Consider the following 17851-nt stretch of genomic DNA (forward strand, 5'->3'; position numbering starts at 1 on the left):
CTAGACCTTCCTCAGCAGCATCCGGCGGATGGAGTGGTCGGCGTCCTTGGTCAGGACCAGTTGCGCGCGGCCCCGGGTGGGGAGGACGTTTTCCTCGAGGTTGGGCTCGTTGATGCGCTTCCAGATCTCGCGCGCGGTCTCTTCGGCCTCGGCATCGGAGAGGGTCGCATAGCGGTGGAAGTACGATTCCGGCTGGGCAAAGGCCGTGGTCCGCAGTTTGCGGAACCGGTCCACGTACCATTCCTCGATATACGAGGTCTTCGCGTCGACGTAGATGGAGAAGTCGAAGAAGTCACTCAGGGCCAGGCCCTGCCGGCCGTCCTGCCGCGGCCGGGCCGGCGCCAGGACGTTCAGTCCCTCGACAATCAGCACGTCCGGCCGGCGGACCACCACTTCCTTGCCGGGGACGATGTCGTAGGTGACGTGGGAATACCAGGGGGCACGGACTTCCTCGGCGCCGCCTTTGATCTCGCTCACGAAGCGCAGCAGGGCCCGGCGGTCGTACGACTCCGGAAACCCCTTGCGCTCCAGCAGTTGCCGGCGCTTGAGCTCAGCGAGCGGGTAGAGGAATCCATCCGTGGTGATGAGCTCCACGTTGGGGGTGCCCGGCCAGCGGCGAAGCATTTCCCGCAAGACGCGGGCGATGGTGGACTTGCCCACGGCCACCGAACCGGCCACGCCGATCACGAACGGCGTGCGCTGGGTGGTTTCGCCGAGGAAGGTGGTGGTGGCTGAGTGGAGTTGGCCGGCGGCTTCCACATAAAGGTGCAGGAGCCGGGACAGCGGCAGATAGACCTCGCGCACTTCCTTGATGTCGAGGGGGTCCCCGAGGCCGCGAAGGCGGAACACATCCTCTTCATTGAGGGGCTGCTCCATCTGGGCAGCGAGCCGGGACCAGGTCTGCCGGTCCAGCTCCACGAACGGCGAGACACCTTCCCCGTTCGCTTCATTGCGTTGCAAAGTCACCCTAGAGATTCTGCCCTCCACAGCGCCGAGAGCGAAATGGACTGGCCGGTGAGAGCCGGGGCAGGGCCCTCCACGGCCCCGCGCCGGGGCGTTCAGGAGCCGCTGTCCCACGTCCTCCCTCCCGGAAACCCGCTAGGCTAATGACCATGTGTGGAATCGTTGGATATGTGGGCCACTCAGATGGCCGGGTAAATGCTGGACACAATGCCTTGGACGTTGTCCTTGAAGGATTGCGGCGCTTGGAGTACCGGGGCTACGACTCCGCGGGTATTGCGGTGGTTGCCGACGGCACCATTTCTTCCCGGAAGAAGTCGGGCAAACTGAGCAACCTCATCACGGAGCTGGACAACCGCCCGCTGCCGGAATCCCTGACGGGAATCGGCCACACGCGCTGGGCCACGCACGGCGGCCCGACGGACCAGAACGCGCACCCGCACCTGTCCGACGGCGGCAAGCTGGCCCTGATCCACAACGGCATCATCGAGAACTTCGCCGAGCTCAAGCTGGAACTCGTGGGCAAGGGCGTCACCTTCGAATCCGAGACCGACACGGAAGTAGCTGCTGCCCTGCTCGGGGACATCTACCGGAATCAGCTGGGCGGTGACGTCACCAATGGCGGCCTCACCCTGGCCATGCAGCTTGCCTGCCAGCGGCTTGAGGGAGCGTTCACGCTCCTCGCCGTTCATGCCGACCAGCCTGACGTGGTGGTCGCGGCCCGCCGGAACTCCCCGCTCGTCGTCGGCCTCGGCGACGGCGAGAACTTCCTCGGTTCCGACGTCTCCGGCTTTATCGACTACACCCGGCGCGCCGTGGAACTCGGCCAGGACCAGATCGTCACGATCACGGCGGACGCCGTGGAGATCACCGACTTCTACGGTGCCCCCGCCGAGGGCAAGGAATACCACGTCAACTGGGACCCTGCCTCCGCGGAGAAGGGCGGCTTCCCGTCCTTCATGGAAAAGGAAATCCACGACCAGCCGGACGCCGTGCTGCAGACCCTGCTGGGCCGCTCCGACATCCACGGCAAGCTGACCCTTGATGAGCTCCGTGTTGATCCGCAGCTGCTCAAGAACGTCGACAAGATCATCGTCCTGGCGTGCGGCACCTCCGCCTATGCCGGCCAGGTTGCGAAATACGCCATTGAGCACTGGTGCCGGATCCCCACCGAGGTCGAACTCTCGCACGAATTCCGCTACCGGGATCCGATCGTGGATGAGAACACGCTGATTGTCTCCATCTCCCAGTCCGGCGAGACCATGGACACCCTCATGGCGGTCCGCTATGCCAAGGAACAGGGCGCCAAGACGGTTTCCATCTGCAACACCAACGGGTCCACCATCCCGCGGGAATCGGACGCCGTGCTGTACACGCACGCCGGACCCGAGATTGCCGTGGCCTCCACCAAGGCGTTCCTGGCCCAGATCACGGCCGCCTACCTGCTGGGCCTTTATTTGGCACAGCTGCGCGGCAACAAGTTCCAGGGCGAGATCAAGGACATCCTGGCCGACCTGGGCAAGATTCCGGCCAAGATCCAGCGCATCCTCGACAACGAGGACCAGATCAAGGAACTCGGCCGGTCCATGGCCGAGGCCAAGTCCGTGCTGTTCCTGGGCCGCCACGTCGGCTTCCCGGTGGCGATGGAAGGTGCGCTCAAGCTCAAGGAGCTCGCGTACATCCACGCCGAGGGCTTCGCCGCCGGCGAGCTCAAGCACGGCCCGATCGCCCTCATAGAGGAAGGCCAGCCCGTCTTCGTGGTGGTCCCGTCCCCGCGCGGCCGCGACTCGCTGCACGCCAAGGTGGTCTCCAACATCCAGGAAGTCCGCGCCCGTGGCGCCCGGACCATCGTGATCGCGGAGGAAGGGGACGAGGCCGTCAAGGCGTACGCCGAGCACGTCTTCTACATCCCGGAGACTCCCACGCTCCTGGCGCCGCTGCTCGCAACGGTTCCGCTGCAGATCTTCGCCCTCGCACTCGCCTCGGCCAAGGGGTATGACGTGGATCAGCCGCGCAACCTGGCCAAGAGCGTGACCGTAGAATAACGCCATGATTGTTGGCATAGGCGTAGACGTCGTAGACATTGAGCGGTTCGGGCGCCAGCTCGAGCGCACCCCCGGCCTGCGCGACAGGCTGTTCGTCCCCGCCGAGCGGGAACTGAACACACGCTCCCTCGCCGCGCGGTTTGCGGCCAAGGAGGCCGTGGCTAAGGTGCTGGGGGCTCCGGCCGGCATGAACTGGCAGGACTGCTGGATCGGGCTGGACCAGAACGGTCCCACCATCCAGGTCAAAGGCACCGTGCTGGCTGTGGCGGAGTCTAAGGGCGTAAAGCGCTGGCACTTGTCCATGAGCCACGACGGCGGGATCGCCACCGCGACAGTTGTCGCCGAAGGCTGAGAGAGCCGTTCAGGCCGAGCCGGCCTGAGCGCGAGGCATTCCCCCAGCGACCGCGAATGGACTGAAACCATGATCAGCGCCTACACCGGAACCCAGGTACGAGAAGCCGAGAAGCCATTTCTCGACGACACCTTGGGCTCCGGTGCGGGCGCTGTTCTCATGCAGCGGGCCGCCTACGGCCTCGCCAACGCCATCATTGGCGCCCTGCGCGGCCGCGGGCAGCGGCTGTACGGTTCCAGCGTGGCCGTGCTGGCCGGCAAGGGCAACAACGGCGGGGACGGGCTATTCGCCGCCGCGCTGCTGGCCCGCCGCGGCATGCGGACGACGGCGGTGCTCACAGCCGGCGCGGCCCACGACGCCGGGCTGGCGGCGTTCCGGAAAGCGGGCGGGCACGCCGTGGTCCTCACGGGGGACAACGTGGCCGAGCTCGTCGCGATGGCCGGCGGTGCCGACGTCGTGATTGACGCAATCCTCGGGACCGGGGCCCAGGGCGGGCTGCGGGGGCCGGCGGCCGGGCTGGTCGCGGCCTTGGAGCGCACCCGGCCGGGCTCCCGTTTCCCCTTGGTCGTGGCCTGCGACATCCCCAGCGGCGTCGACGCGGACACGGGGGAGGCGCACACGCCGGTGCTGGCCGCTGACATGACGGTGACGTTTGGTGCCGCCAAGGCAGGCCTGCTGGCGGACCCCGGCGCCGACTTTACGGGCCGCGTGCAGGTCGTTCCGATCGGAATCGAAGGAGCGCTGCCATGGCCGGCCCTGCGACGGCTTGAGGCCGGGGACCTTTCCGCCCTCCTGCCACGCCCGGAGCGGCGGGCGCACAAGTATTCCAGGGGGGTGCTTGGCGTGGTCGCAGGCTCCCGCGCCTATCCCGGCGCCGCGGTGCTGGCTTGCAAGGGCGCCCTGGCCGCCGGCGTCGGCATGGTGCGTTACCTTGGGCCACCGGACGTCGCCGACCTGGTCCGCCAGGCCTGCCCCGAGGTGGTGTGCGGCGACGGCGCCGTGGCCGACACGCACGTCCAGGCCTGGCTCGTTGGCTCCGGACTGGATGACTCCGATGTGCAGCAGTTGCAGCGCGCCCGCGACGCCGCAGACTCGGGCCTGCCGACGATCGCCGACGCCGGCGCATTGCCCGCCCTGCCTGACGTGCTGGCCCCGCAAGTGATCCTGACACCCCACGCCGGCGAACTGTCAGCCTTGCTTCAGCGCCTCGGGGCTGGATTGGACCGCTCCGAGGTAGAGGCATCCACGCTCAGCGCCGTGCGGCGGGCTGCGGGTCTGACCGAAGCCACAGTGCTGCTCAAGGGTGCCACGACCCTGGTGGCCTCCCCCTTCCAGGACTTCTTCAGCCAGGCCGAGGGTACGCCCTGGCTCGCCACGGCGGGCAGCGGCGACGTCCTGGCAGGAGTGATCGGTGCACTGCTGGCCCAGTTGGGTGCCGACGTCGGGCGCTTCGGTGGGCATGGCATTGATCCCGACGCCAGATGGGCCGCGATCGCGGCGATGGCGGCCAGCGTCCACGGCCGCGCCGGAGTCCGGGCTTCCCGCGGGGGGCCGGTGACAGCAACGGCCATCGCCCATGCCGTTCCGGAGGTGATGCGCGAACTGTAATAAACGGACGCCTCAGTGCGCCCGGACAAATGCTAATCCTACTTACCAGTAGTCTGTCTAGAGAATAATTCGTCACGCACGAGGAGTACACATGGAAGTCTGGCCCGGAACGGCTTACCCACTGGGAGCCACTTTTGACGGCACTGGAACCAACTTTGCCCTGTTCAGCGAGCGCGCCGAGCGGGTGGAACTGTGCCTCCTGGCTGACGACTTGACCGAAACCCGGATCGAACTGTCCGAGGTGGACGGCTACGTCTGGCACTGCTACCTGCCGCAGGTGCAGCCCGGACAGAAGTACGGCTACCGCGTCCACGGAGAGTACGAGCCGGAAAACGGCAACCGGTTCAACGCCAACAAGCTGCTGATGGACCCCTATGCCAAGGCCGTTCAGGGCCAGATCGACTGGGACCCGGCGCTCTTTACCTATAATTTCGGGGATCCCACGTCCCGCAATGACACGGACTCGGCCCCCCACACCATGCACGGTGTGGTCATCAATCCGTTTTTCGAATGGGACGGCGACCGCCAGTTGCGGATCCCATACCACCAGTCGGTCATCTACGAGGCCCACGTCAAGGGCCTGACCGAGCTCCACCCGGAAATTCCCGAAGAACAGCGCGGCACCTATGCCGGCGTCTCGCACCCGGCGGTGATTGAGCACCTGAAGAAGCTCGGCGTCACTGCGATCGAGCTCATGCCCGTCCACCAGTTCGTCAACGACGGCACCCTGGAGGAGAAGGGCCTCAACAACTACTGGGGCTACAACACCATCGGCTTCTTCGCTCCGCAGAACACCTACAGTTCCTCCGGCGACGTCGGGCACCAGGTCCAGGAGTTCAAGGCTATGGTCCGCGAACTGCACAAGGCCGGCATCGAGGTGATCCTGGACGTGGTCTACAACCACACCGCGGAAGGCAATCACCTCGGCCCCACGCTGTCGTTTAAGGGCATCGACAACCAGGCCTACTACCGGCTGGTGGACGATGACCTGAAGCACTACATGGACTACACCGGAACCGGAAACTCCCTCAACGTCCGGCACCCGCACTCGCTGCAGCTGCTGATGGACTCCCTGCGGTACTGGGTCACTGAAATGCACGTGGACGGGTTCCGCTTCGACCTCGCCTCAACGTTGGCCCGCGAGTTCTACGACGTCGACAAGCTCTCCACCTTCTTCGAACTGATCCAGCAGGACCCGATCGTCTCCCAGGTCAAGCTGATCGCCGAGCCGTGGGACATCGGCCCCGGCGGCTACCAGGTGGGCAACTTCCCGCCGCAGTGGACCGAGTGGAACGGCAAGTACCGCGACACCGTCCGTGACTTCTGGCGCGGCGAACCGTCCACCCTGGGCGAATTCGCCTCGCGCCTGACGGGTTCGGCCGACCTCTACGAGAGCTCCGCCCGGCGCCCGGTGGCCTCGATCAACTTCGTCACGGCCCACGACGGCTTCACCATGCGCGACCTCGTCTCCTACAACGAGAAGCACAACGACGCCAACGGCGAGGGCAACAACGACGGCGAATCCCACAACCGCTCCTGGAACTGCGGCGAGGAGGGGGATACGGACAACGACCACGTCTTGACCCTCCGCGCCCGCCAGCAGCGCAACTTCATCGCTACCCTGCTGCTCTCCCAGGGCGTCCCGATGCTCCTGCACGGCGACGAACTCGGCCGCACCCAGCAGGGCAACAACAACACCTACTGCCAGGACTCCGAACTGAGCTGGATCCACTGGGACGCGATGGACCAGCCACTGGTCGAGTTCACCGCCGTAGTCAACAAGATCCGACACGACCACCCGACCTTCCGGCGCAGCCGCTTCTTCGACGGCCGCCCGGTGCGCCGTGGCGAGGGCGAGAAGCTCCCGGACATCGTCTGGCTGAAAACGGACGGTACCGAAATGCTCCCGGAGGACTGGGGCAGCGGTTTCGGCCGGACCATCGGCGTGTTCTACAACGGACACGGCATCCAGGAACAGGACTCCCGCGGGCGCCGGATCACTGACGACAGTTTCCTGCTCGGCTTCAACGCCCACGACGACGACGTGGACTTTGCGCTGCCGTCCGAGGAGTACTCACGGTTCTGGGACGTGCTGGTGGATACCGCAGACCAGGCCGATACCGAGGAACCGCTCAAGGCTGGTTCCGTGGTGAAGCTGGCGGCCAAGTCGATGGTCGTGCTCCGGGCACACTCCGGTCCCGAGGTGGAAGTGGACTACTCCGCGGCTGCATCCCTGGCCGCGATGGCCGAGCACGAGGAAGAGGGCACGGCAGCGGCTACGGCGGCCGCCGAGGCCGAGGCCGCTGCGGGGGCTGCCGCTGAGGCCGCCGAGGCTGAGGCCGCTGCCGCCTCGGAGGCTGCCGCTAAGGCCGCCGCCGATACGGCCGCTCCGGCGAAGCGCGCCCCGGGCAAGCGTGCCTCGACCAAGGCCGGCAAGAAGCCGCGGTCCAAGAAGGGTCCGGCCTCATGAGGACGCCGGTCTCCACGTACCGGCTGCAGATCCGTCCCGGCTTTACGCTGCAGGACGCCGCGCAGACAGTGCCGTACCTGAAGTCGCTGGGCGTGGACTGGATCTATCTTTCCCCGATCCTCACGGCGGAGCAGGGATCGGACCACGGTTACGACGTCACCGATCCCTCTGCCATTGATCCGGACCGGGGCGGCGCTGAAGGCCTGCTGGCGGCGTCGACGGCCGCGCGGGAAGCCGGCATGGGCGTGCTGGTCGATATCGTGCCCAACCATGTCGGCGTCGCGACGCCGATTCAGAACCCGTGGTGGTGGTCCCTCCTAAAGGAGGGGCAGCAGTCCCGCTACGCGCAGGCGTTCGACGTCGACTGGGACTTTGGCGGCGGCCGCGTACGGATCCCCGTGCTCGGCGCGGACTCGGACGTTGACGCGCTCGAAATCCGTGACGGGGAACTGCGCTACTATGACCACCGCTTTCCGCTGGCCGAGGGCACCTACACGGAGGGCGATGACCCCCGCGCGGTCCACGACCGGCAACACTACGAGCTGATCGGCTGGCGCCGGGCGGACACGGACCTGAACTACCGCCGGTTTTTTGCCGTCAACAGCCTGGCCGGGATCCGGGTGGAGCTTCCCGAGGTCTTCGATGAAGCCCACGCCGAGGTTGTGCGGTGGTTCCGGGAAGGGCTCGTCGACGGGCTGCGGATCGACCACCCGGACGGCCTCGCCGACCCAGAGGGATACCTGCACCGGCTGCGCGAAGTCACCGGCGGCAGCTACCTGCTGATCGAGAAGATCCTGGAACCAGGCGAGAGCCTGCCGGCCGGTTTCGAGTGCGAGGGCACCACCGGCTACGACGCACTCGCGGACGTCGACCGGGTGTTCGTCGACGCCGCCGGCCAGGGCCCGCTCGACGCCCTCGACGCCGAACTGCGCGGCGGCGCTGCCGACTACGAGGACATGATCCGCGGCACCAAACGACGGATCACGGACGGAATCCTGCACTCGGAAATGCTGCGGCTGGCACGGCTGGTCCCGGCCGAGGCAGGGCTGGCCCAAGAGGCCGCGGCGGACGCGCTATCCGAAATCATTGCCGCGTTCCCGGTCTACCGGAGTTACCTTCCGGAGGGTGCAGACGTCCTCAAGGAGGCCTGCGAGCTCGCGCTCCGCCGTCGCCCCGAACTGGAAGGCGCCATCGGCGTGCTCCTGCCGCTCCTGCTTGATGCTGGTCCTGGCGCGGACGCCGAACTGGGCATCCGCTTCCAGCAGACCTCCGGGATGGTGATGGCCAAGGGCGTGGAAGACACCGCGTTCTTCCGGTACACACGGTTGGGCACCCTGACGGAAGTCGGTGCCGACCCCACCGAGTTTGCGGTGGCGCCGGAGGAGTTCCACCACCGGATGGCCCGCCGCCAGGCCGCGCAGCCGTTGTCCATGACGACCCTCAGCACCCACGACACCAAACGCAGCGAGGACACCCGCGCCCGGATCTCGGTCCTCGCGGAGCTCGCGCCGGAATGGCACGCCTCCCTGCAGCGGCTGCAGAAGCTGGCGCCCCTGCCGGACGGGCCGCTGGCCAACCTGCTGTGGCAGGCCATCGCCGGCGCCTGGCCCGCGGACCGCGACCGGCTGCAGTCCTACGCCCAGAAAGCCGCCCGGGAAGCCGGGAACTCGACCAACTGGATCGATCCGGACGAGGCTTTCGAGGCGAAGCTGTCAGCCGCCGTCGACGCCGCCTTCGACACGCCGGAGGTGACAACAGAGCTGGAGTCTCTCGTAGCCTTGCTGGAGCCGTACGGGGCCGCCAACTCACTCGGCGCCAAGCTCGTGCAGCTCACCATGCCCGGGGTGCCGGACGTGTACCAGGGCACCGAGTTCTGGGACCGCTCGCTGACCGATCCGGACAACCGGCGGCCGTTCGACTTCGGCGCCCGCCGGCGCGCCCTCGCCGCGCTTGACGCCGGTGAGCGTCCGGCGTCGTTCCTGGACGAGGCGGCGAAACTCCTCGTCACCTCGCGGGCCCTGCGCCTGCGGCGGGACCGGCCGGAGCTGTTTACCGGGTACACGCCGGTCACGGCTACGGGCACCGCTGCAGCACACCTGCTCGCCTTTGACCGCGGAACACCCTCAGCCCCGGGCGCGCTGACGCTCGCCACCCGGCTGCCCCGCGGCCTGGAGCAGCGGGGCGGATGGCAGGACACCACCATCGAGCTCGCCGCGGCCATGGCCGATGAACTGACCGGTTCCACGCACGGTCCGGGCACCGTAGCCGTGCGGGAGATCCTGCGGGACTACCCGGTGGCCCTCCTGGTGCCCACCGCCTAAGCAGTCCTTTCAGTACCGACATTTGGTAAGTACCGACATTTTGGGGAACGGAAGAATGCCATGACCTTGCCTGCACACGGAAGCGAACGATTCGATCTCTGGGCACCCGACGCTCAGGCGGTTACGCTCCTCGCTGACGGCCGGAAGTATGAAATGACCCGCCGCGGCGGGGAGGCGCGCGGCTGGTGGACGGCCCCCGGGGCGCCCGCCGCCGGGGAAGTGGACTACGGCTACCTGGTGGATGGGGACGAGACCCCGCTGCCGGATCCGCGGTCCCGCCGCCAGCCCGCGGGCGTCCACGCGCTCTCCCGCACGTTCGACGCCGGAAACCACCAGTGGGCTGACCGCGAGTGGGCCGGACGGGAGCTCAAGGGCGCCGTCATCTACGAACTCCACGTGGGCACCTTCACGCCGGAGGGAACGCTGGACGCCGCTGCGGGGAAGCTGCAGTACCTGTCGGAGCTGGGCATCGACTTCGTGGAGTTGTTGCCGGTCAATGGGTTCAACGGCACGCACAACTGGGGATACGACGGCGTCCTCTGGTACGCCGTGCACGAAGGCTACGGCGGGCCCGCCGCGTACCAGCGCTTCGTCGACGCCGCCCATGCCGCAGGCCTTGGCGTCATCCAGGACGTGGTCTACAACCACCTCGGCCCCAGCGGAAACTACCTTCCACGATTCGGGCCCTACCTGAAGTCGGGGGAGGGCAACACCTGGGGCGACTCCGTCAACCTGGACGGCCCGGAGTCGGACGAGGTGCGCCGCTACATCCTGGACAACGCGGCGATGTGGCTACGGGACTACCACGTGGACGGCCTCCGGCTGGACGCCGTGCACGCCTTCAAGGACGAGCGCGCCGTTCACCTGCTCGAAGACTTCGGCGCCCTCGCGGACGATATCTCCGCCGAGACCGGACGCCCGGCCACGATGATCGCGGAATCGGACCTGAACAACCCTCGCCTGCTCTACCCGCGGGGTGCCAACGGTTACGGGCTGGCCGGGCAGTGGAGCGATGACTTCCACCACGCCGTCCACGTCAACGTCAGCGGCGAGACTACCGGGTACTACGCCGACTTCGACTCGCTGGGCTCGCTGGCCAGGGTCCTGGAGCGCGGGTTCTTCCACGACGGCAGCTACTCCAGCTTCCGCGCCCGCCACCACGGCCGGCCCATCGACCCGGCACGGGTGCACCCGGCCGCGCTGGTGGTGTGCAGCCAGAACCATGACCAGATCGGCAACCGGGCCACCGGGGACAGGCTGTCCCAGACGCTGGGCTACGGGCAGCTCGCGCTGGCCGCCGTCGCCACCCTGACCTCGCCGTTCACACCCATGCTGTTCATGGGCGAGGAATACGGGGCCACCACCCCGTGGCAGTTCTTCACCTCCCATCCGGAGCCCGAGCTGGGCAGGGCGACAGCCGAGGGACGGATCAGGGAGTTCGAGCGCATGGGCTGGGACCCCGCCGTCGTGCCCGATCCGCAGGATCCGGAGACCTTCACCCGGTCCAAGCTCGACTGGGCCGAAGCCTCCGGAGGAGACCACGCGCGCCTCCTGGAGCTCTACCGGGCGCTGATCGCGCTGCGCCGCACCACGCCGGACCTGACGGAACCCGGCTTCGAGGACACCGTCGTCGACGTCAGCGACGACCAGGGCTGGCTGCTGCTGCGCCGCGGCCGCACCGAGGTGGCGATGAACTTTTCCGCGGAGGGGCGGCGGCTTCCGGTCCGCGGGGGCACTCTCGCGCTGGCCACGGACGACGCCGTCAGGCTGGACTCATCTTCCGGCGCAGGGCAGGCTCCCGGAGGGGACCCGTCCGCCGGTGAGCCGGCCGGCCGGCTCGAGCTCCCCGGTCACAGCGCCGCGATTCTCACCAACTAAGGCAGGATATGACGTATGACATATTTGGCAACTGATACCCGCTACGACTCCATGCCCTACCGCCGCGTGGGGCGCAGCGGCCTGAAACTCCCTGCCATCTCGCTGGGCCTGTGGCATAACTTCGGCGACGACAAACCGTTCGAGATCCAGCGCGCCATCCTGCGCCGCGCCTTCGACCTGGGCGTCACCCACTTCGACCTCGCCAACAACTACGGCCCGCCCTACGGCAGCGCCGAGACTAACTTTGGCCGTCATTTCAAGGACGACTTCAGGCCGTACCGCGATGAACTGATCATCTCCACCAAGGCCGGCTACGACATGTGGCCCGGCCCCTACGGCAACTTTGGCTCGCGGAAGTACCTGCTGGCCAGCCTGGACCAGTCGCTGGGCCGGATGGGCCTGGACTACGTAGACATCTTCTACAGCCACCGCCCGGACCCCGAGACGCCGATGGAGGAGACCATGGGTGCCCTGGACCAGGCCGTGCGCTCCGGCAAGGCGCTCTACGCCGGCATCTCCTCCTACACGCCGGAACAGACCCTCGAGGCGGCCCGGATCCTGAAGGAACTCGGCACGCCGCTGCTGATCCACCAGCCCAGCTATTCCATGCTCAACCGCTGGACCGAGAACGGCAGCCCCAACCTCTTCGAGGCGCTCGACCAGGTTGGCGCAGGGTCGATCGCCTTCTCGCCGCTGGCGCAGGGCATGCTGACCGACCGCTACCTGGCGGGCATTCCGGCCGACTCTCGCGCCGCCCAGGACAAGTCCCTGGACCAAGGCATGATCACGGAGGACAAGCTGGACCGCATACGCGGGCTCAACCGGATCGCCGAAAGCCGCGGGCAGTCCCTCGCGCAGATGGCCATCGCGTGGATCCTGCGCGAGCAGGGCAGGGGCTCGTCCGTCACGTCCGCACTGGTCGGCGCCTCCAGCGTCGGGCAGCTCGAGGACACCCTGTCTGCGATCAACAACCTGGGTTTCACGGCCGATGAGGTCAACGCGATCGATGAGTTCGCCGTCGAGTCTGACATCAACCTGTGGGCCCAGAAGTAGCCGGTACGCGCACTTAGCCCGAATTTAATACACGCACTTAATACACACGCCGGGGCCGCCGGGAACAACCGCGGCCCCGGCAGTGTTGATTAGACTACTAAGGGCGCCTTATGGTGCCGTGTCTGCCTGCCGCCCGCACAACTGATGCAGTAAACAGAGTGCGGCCGCGCCGGTCACCCTTGTTCTCAAAAGGAGTTCCGTGTCTTCACATCCGATTCGTGTTGCAATCGTCGGCGTAGGTAACTGCGCCACTTCACTGGTCCAGGGCGTCCAGTACTACAAGGACGCCGACCCCAAGGCCACGATTCCGGGCCTGATGCACGTGGAGTTTGGCCAGTACCACGTCGGCGACGTCGAGTTCGTTGCCGCGTTCGACGTCGACGGCAAGAAGGTGGGCCAGGACCTGTCAGCCGCCATCCTGGCCAGCGAAAACAACACCATCAAGATCGCCGACGTCCCGCCGACCGGCGTCACCGTCCAGCGCGGCCACACCCTGGACGGCCTCGGCAAGTACTACCTCGAGACCATCGAGCAGTCCCCGGAGGAGCCGGTCGACGTCGTCCAGGCCCTCAAGGACGCCAAGGTTGACGTCATGGTCTGCTACCTGCCGGTCGGCTCCCAGCAGGCCGCCGAGTTCTACGCCCAGTGCGCGATCGACGCCGGCGTGGCGTTCGTCAACGCCCTGCCGGTGTTCCTGGCCGGCACCAAGGAGTGGGCAGACAAGTTCACCGCCGCTGGCGTGCCGATCGTGGGCGATGACATCAAGAGCCAGATCGGTGCCACCATCACGCACCGCGTCATGGCCAAGCTGTTCGAGGACCGCGGCGTCACCCTGGACCGCACGTACCAGCTGAACGTCGGCGGCAACATGGACTTCAAGAACATGCTCGAGCGCGATCGCCTGGAGTCCAAGAAGATCTCCAAGACCCAGGCCGTCACCTCCAACGTCGAGGCAGAGCTCGCGGCCAAGGACGTCCACATCGGCCCGTCGGACTACGTCCAGTGGCTCGATGACCGCAAATGGGCCTTCGTCCGCCTCGAAGGCCGCAACTTCGGCGACGCCCCGGTGTCCCTGGAATACAAGCTCGAAGTCTGGGACTCGCCCAACTCCGCCGGCGTGATCATCGACGCCATCCGCGCCGCCAAGATCGGTCTGGACCGCGGCATCGGCGGCCCGCTGGTCTCCGCGTCGAGCTACTTCATGAAGTCCCCGCCGGAGCAGTTCAACGACGACCTCGCCCGTGAAAAGGTTGAGGCCTTCATCCGCGGAGACCTGGAGCGCTAACCGCCTTCTCTCACCCCGGTTGCCCTATCACTTGCGCTCCCAAACCTCTGGTTTGGCCGCTGTAAGTGATCGGGCAACCGGCGTTTAACGGGGGCGAAGCGCGGACCGGACTCGTTGGGCCGCGCCGCGGACGTCATCTGCCAGATCGTCGGTGTTGAATTTGAAATAGCGCCAGCCAGCCGCGTTGAAGGATTCGTCGCGGCGGTTGTCCCGGGACTGCTGTTCGCGGGTCAGGTGGTGGCCGCCGTCGTACTGGATGGCCACCCGCTGCCGGCGGTAGCCGAGGTCCGCGGCGGGGGAGTAGGGATCTTCCGGCACAATCCGGAGCTGCAACTCCGGCTCCGGCAGCCCGGCTGCGGTCAGGGCCAGGCGCAGGAATGTCTCGGGGGCCGAGTCGGCGCCGGGCCTGATCAGTTCCGTCGCCGCGCGCGCTTTCACGATTCCCTTGAGCTTTGGGTGGCGCTTCAACATTGTGTTCAGCTCGGGGAGTGTGGCCCATGGCTCCGTGCGGTTCTCCAGTTCAGGGCGGAGCCGACGCACTAACCGCCCAAGCTCGCGGCCCGCGCCTCATAGACCGTGAAGGGTGCCGTGGAAAGGTGGGCCCGCAGGGGTGCTGGTGGATGCACGCGGACCATTCTTGTCCGAACGCCGGGTCCCCGCTCCGGTTATCCACAGGGCCCCGGTTGCCCTATCACTCTGAGCGGTCAAAGGCCCGGAATGGCAACCCAGAGGGATAGAGCAACGGGGGAGTGGGGCCGGGTTAGAAGAGGCCGACCGGGTTGCCGGCGCCGTCCACGTCCATGCGCATCGCTGCCGGGACCTTGGGCAGGCCGGGCATGGTCATCACCGCGCCGGTGAGGGCCACGATAAAGCCCGCGCCGGTCTTGGGGATCAGGTCCCGGACGTGGATGGTGAAGCCCTTGGGGGCGCCGAGCCGGGTGGCGTCGTCGCTGAAGGAGTACTGGGTCTTGGCCATACACACAGGCATCCCGGACCAGCCGTTCTTCTCGATCTCCGCCAGCCGTTTGATGGCCGGCACCGAGAAGTCCACGCCATCGGCGCCGTAGACCTCCTGCACGATGGTCCGGATCTTGTCCTCGACGGACATGTCCAGCGGGTACAGGTGCCGGAAGCTGTGCGGGGCGTCGATCGCGGCCGCCACTTTCGCCGCGAGCTCGTCCCCGCCGTCGCCGCCACCGCCGCGGCCCCAGACATCGGCCACCGCAGCCTGGACACCCTCCGCGGCGCACCACTGAAGCAGCCAATCCAGCTCCTCCGCGGTGTCCGTGGCGAATTTGTTGACCGCGACGACCGGGATGATCCCGAACTTCTCCACGTTGCGGATGTGGCGCTGGAGATTGGCGACGCCGGCGGTCAGCGCCCCCACGTTCGGCTCCGTGAGCCGGTCTTTCGGCACGCCGCCGTGCATCTTGAGCGCCCGGACGGTGGCCACGAGGACGACGGCGGACGGGGCGACGTCGGCCATCCGCGACTTGATGTCCATGTACTTTTCGGCACCGAGGTCCGCGCCGAAGCCGGCCTCGGTGACCACGATGTCCGCCAGGCTGCGGGCCGTCTGCGTGGCGATGAGGGAGTTGCAGCCGTGGGCGATGTTGGCGAAGGGCCCGCCGTGCACCAGCGCGGGGGTGCCGGCGATGGTTTGCACGAGGTTGGGCTTGATCGCGTCTTTGAGCAGCATGGTCAGGGCGCCCTGGACGCCGAGGTCGGCCACCGTTACGGGCTGCCGGTCGTAGGTGTAGCCAAACGTGATCCGGCCCAGCCGTTCGCGTAAGTCGTTCAGGTCCGTGGCGAGGCAGAACACGGCCATGATCTCCGAGGCCACGGTGATATCGAAGCCGTCCTGCCGCGGTGTGCCCTGGGCCGGGCCGCCCAGGCCGATCACAACCTCCCGGAGGGACCGGTCGTTCATGTCCAGGACCCGTTTGAACGTCATCCGGCGCGGATCGATGTTGAGCTCGTTGCCCTGGAAGATGTGGTTGTCCACGAGGGCCATGAGGGCGTTGTTGGCCGAGGTGATGGCGTGGAAGTCGCCGGTGAAGTGCAGGTTGATCTGGTCCATCGGCAGCACCTGGGAGTAGCCGCCGCCGGTGGCGCCGCCCTTCATGCCCAGGATGGGGCCGAGCGAGGGCTCGCGGAGCGCGATCATCACACTGTGCCCTGCGCGGGCCAGGGAGTCCGCGAGCCCCACCGTGGTGGTGGACTTGCCCTCACCCGCAGGGGTGGGCGACATCGCGGAAACAAGCACCACCTTGCCGGGGGCCCGGGTGGGGGAGCCCGCGGGAACGGTCAGCTTCGCCGGATCGATTTTGGCCTTGTAGGGTCCGTAGAGTTCCAGCGCGTCCGGGTTGATGCCGGCGGCCGCCGCAATCTCCTCGATCGGCTTCATGACTGCCCGCTGGGCAATCTCCAGGTCGCTAGGTACGTTTTTCCCGGCAGTGGTGGTCTCAGACATCGTTGTCCTTCGGCTCGTGGCGTCGGCGGGTTGGTCCCGGACCGGTGTTGCCGGTGCGGGGTGGGGCGGATCCGGTTCAGGGTGTGTGGCCCACCGGGATGGTCAGGCTTCCAAAATACTGGCTCACGGCGGTGTGATAGCTCTCCAGCGTGATCGCGGCGGTGCGCTGCCAGCCAAAATCCTCGGCGTGGATCGCGGCGGCGCGCCCCATGTCGGTGCGGGTTTGGGTGTCATCGAAGAGCTCTTCGAGCGCGTCCGCCCAGTCGCTGGCCTTGTGCCCCTCGATCAGCATCCCCGTCCGCCCGTCCTGGACGGCGCGGGAGAGGCCGCCCACTTTCGTGGCGAGGACTGGCGTCCCGCAGGCCTGCGCCTCCAATGCCACCAGGCCGAAAGACTCGCTGTACGACGGCATCACCACGACGTCGGCGGACCGGTACCAGCCCGCCAGCTCCGGGGCGTTTACCGGCGGATGGTGGGTGGCGACGTCGTCCATTCCGGCGGCGCTGATCAGCGTCTTCAGGTTGAAGTCTTTGGCGCCGCTGACGGCGCCCAGAATGGTTAGCTGCAGGTCGATGTCCGGGCGCCGGGAACGCAGGAGCGCGGCGGCCTTGACCAGGATCTGCGGGCCCTTGAGCCGCTGGATCCGGCCGGCAAACAGCAGATGGAACTTGCCGGGGGCGATGCCGTGCTGGGCCCGGGCGCGGTTCCTGAAGGCCGGTGTGAAGACCGCCAGGTCGACGCCCGGCGGCGCGACGTCGATGCGGTCGATGTCGGCGTTATAGTGCGAGACCAGCTCGGCCGCTTCGGTGCCGGTATTGGCGATCAGCCGGGTGGCGCCGTCGACAATCCGGTGCTCGCCGTCCTCGCGCCGCCGCGGTTCGGGCTGCTCGCCGGACTCGAGGAGCTGGTTCTTGACCTTCGCCATCGTGTGCATGGTGTGGACGAGGGGCAGCCGCCACAACTCAGCGAGCTCCAGCCCGGCCACCCCGGAGACCCAGTAGTGGGAATGGATGACGTCGTACCGGCCGTGTGGCTGGAGATGGCGGATCCGGTCAATCTCGGCGACCATGCTGTGCAGCAGCCCCGGAAGCTCCTCCTTCGGCAGCTTCCGTGGCGGGCCGGCGAGGACGTTGTGCACGCACACGCCCGGGGACGGGTGTTCGACGGCGGGCTGCGTGGCTGAGGTGGACCGGGTGAAGATCTCCACTTCCACGCCGGTCTCGGCCAGGGCCGCGGCCAGCGCCCGGACGTACACGTTCATTCCGCCTGCGTCGCCGGAGCCGGGCTGCTCCATGGGCGAGGTGTGCAGGGAAAGGAAAGCGACGCGGCGGATCAGCGACACGGTTCCCCTTCCTCTGCAGACTGCATGTCGATAAAACATTACTCCTGAAGTGCTGGCCGGTTCA

At 67.3% G+C, this 17851-nt stretch carries 12 protein-coding genes; 8 read left to right on the top strand and 4 right to left on the bottom strand.

All coding sequences use genetic code 11. The annotated features are described in order from the left end of the window. Window positions 1-966, bottom strand: a complete 966-nt coding sequence (coaA, locus tag AC1DEM_RS00910) for a type I pantothenate kinase (RefSeq protein WP_377985309.1) — start codon at window positions 964-966, stop codon at window positions 1-3. Window positions 967-1112: 146 nt separating this feature from the next. Here coaA and glmS point away from each other — a divergent pair, with 146 nt between their 5' ends. The 8 genes from glmS (at window position 1113) to AC1DEM_RS00950 (ending at window position 13972) form a co-directional block, all read left to right on the top strand. Then, a complete protein-coding gene (gene glmS, locus AC1DEM_RS00915; protein WP_476882674.1) occupies window positions 1113-3005 on the top strand; it encodes a glutamine--fructose-6-phosphate transaminase (isomerizing) in 1893 nt (630 codons plus the stop codon). A gap of 4 nt (window positions 3006-3009) precedes the next feature. Next, entirely contained in the window at window positions 3010-3357 is a 348-nt protein-coding gene (locus tag AC1DEM_RS00920) for a holo-ACP synthase (protein WP_277526245.1), read from the top strand. 69 nt (window positions 3358-3426) lie between these two features. Further along, window positions 3427-4965 carry an NAD(P)H-hydrate epimerase gene (locus AC1DEM_RS00925; RefSeq protein WP_476882675.1) on the top strand — a complete coding sequence of 513 codons (1539 nt, stop codon included), beginning with the start codon at window positions 3427-3429 and terminating at the stop codon, window positions 4963-4965. A 91-nt stretch (window positions 4966-5056) separates the two neighbouring features. Then, window positions 5057-7435: a glycogen debranching protein GlgX gene (gene glgX, locus AC1DEM_RS00930; RefSeq protein WP_476882676.1), complete on the top strand. Its 2379-nt coding sequence runs from the start codon at window positions 5057-5059 to the stop codon at window positions 7433-7435. Continuing rightward, on the top strand, window positions 7432-9756 hold the full coding sequence (gene treY, locus AC1DEM_RS00935; RefSeq protein WP_476882677.1) for a malto-oligosyltrehalose synthase: 2325 nt from the start codon (window positions 7432-7434) through the stop codon (window positions 9754-9756). Before glgX ends, treY begins: the two co-directional genes overlap by 4 nt. A 60-nt stretch (window positions 9757-9816) precedes the next feature. Continuing rightward, the gene (treZ, locus tag AC1DEM_RS00940) at window positions 9817-11634 is read left to right on the top strand and encodes a malto-oligosyltrehalose trehalohydrolase (RefSeq protein WP_476882678.1); all 1818 of its coding nucleotides are present in this window, start codon (window positions 9817-9819) and stop codon (window positions 11632-11634) included. Between the two features lie 15 nt (window positions 11635-11649). Next, window positions 11650-12687: an L-glyceraldehyde 3-phosphate reductase gene (gene mgrA / locus AC1DEM_RS00945; RefSeq protein WP_476882679.1), complete on the top strand. Its 1038-nt coding sequence runs from the start codon at window positions 11650-11652 to the stop codon at window positions 12685-12687. 199 nt (window positions 12688-12886) lie between these two features. Further along, window positions 12887-13972, top strand: coding sequence for an inositol-3-phosphate synthase (locus AC1DEM_RS00950; protein ID WP_090575433.1), 1086 nt, complete (start codon window positions 12887-12889; stop codon window positions 13970-13972). Window positions 13973-14056: 84 nt separating this feature from the next. On the opposite strand, the gene AC1DEM_RS00955 is transcribed toward AC1DEM_RS00950, so the two are convergent. The 3 genes from AC1DEM_RS00955 to mshA form a co-directional block, all read right to left on the bottom strand. Continuing rightward, window positions 14057-14410: an endonuclease domain-containing protein gene (locus AC1DEM_RS00955; RefSeq protein WP_476882680.1), complete on the bottom strand. Its 354-nt coding sequence runs from the start codon at window positions 14408-14410 to the stop codon at window positions 14057-14059. 322 nt (window positions 14411-14732) lie between these two features. Then, window positions 14733-16445 (bottom strand): formate--tetrahydrofolate ligase, encoded by a 1713-nt coding sequence (locus AC1DEM_RS00960; protein WP_476882681.1) that lies wholly within the window; start codon window positions 16443-16445, stop codon window positions 14733-14735. A gap of 76 nt (window positions 16446-16521) precedes the next feature. Beyond that, entirely contained in the window at window positions 16522-17787 is a 1266-nt protein-coding gene (gene mshA, locus AC1DEM_RS00965) for a D-inositol-3-phosphate glycosyltransferase (RefSeq protein ID WP_476882682.1), read from the bottom strand. Window positions 17788-17851 lie beyond the last annotated feature (64 nt).

The organism is Arthrobacter sp. 05T420 (genome assembly GCF_056396305.1).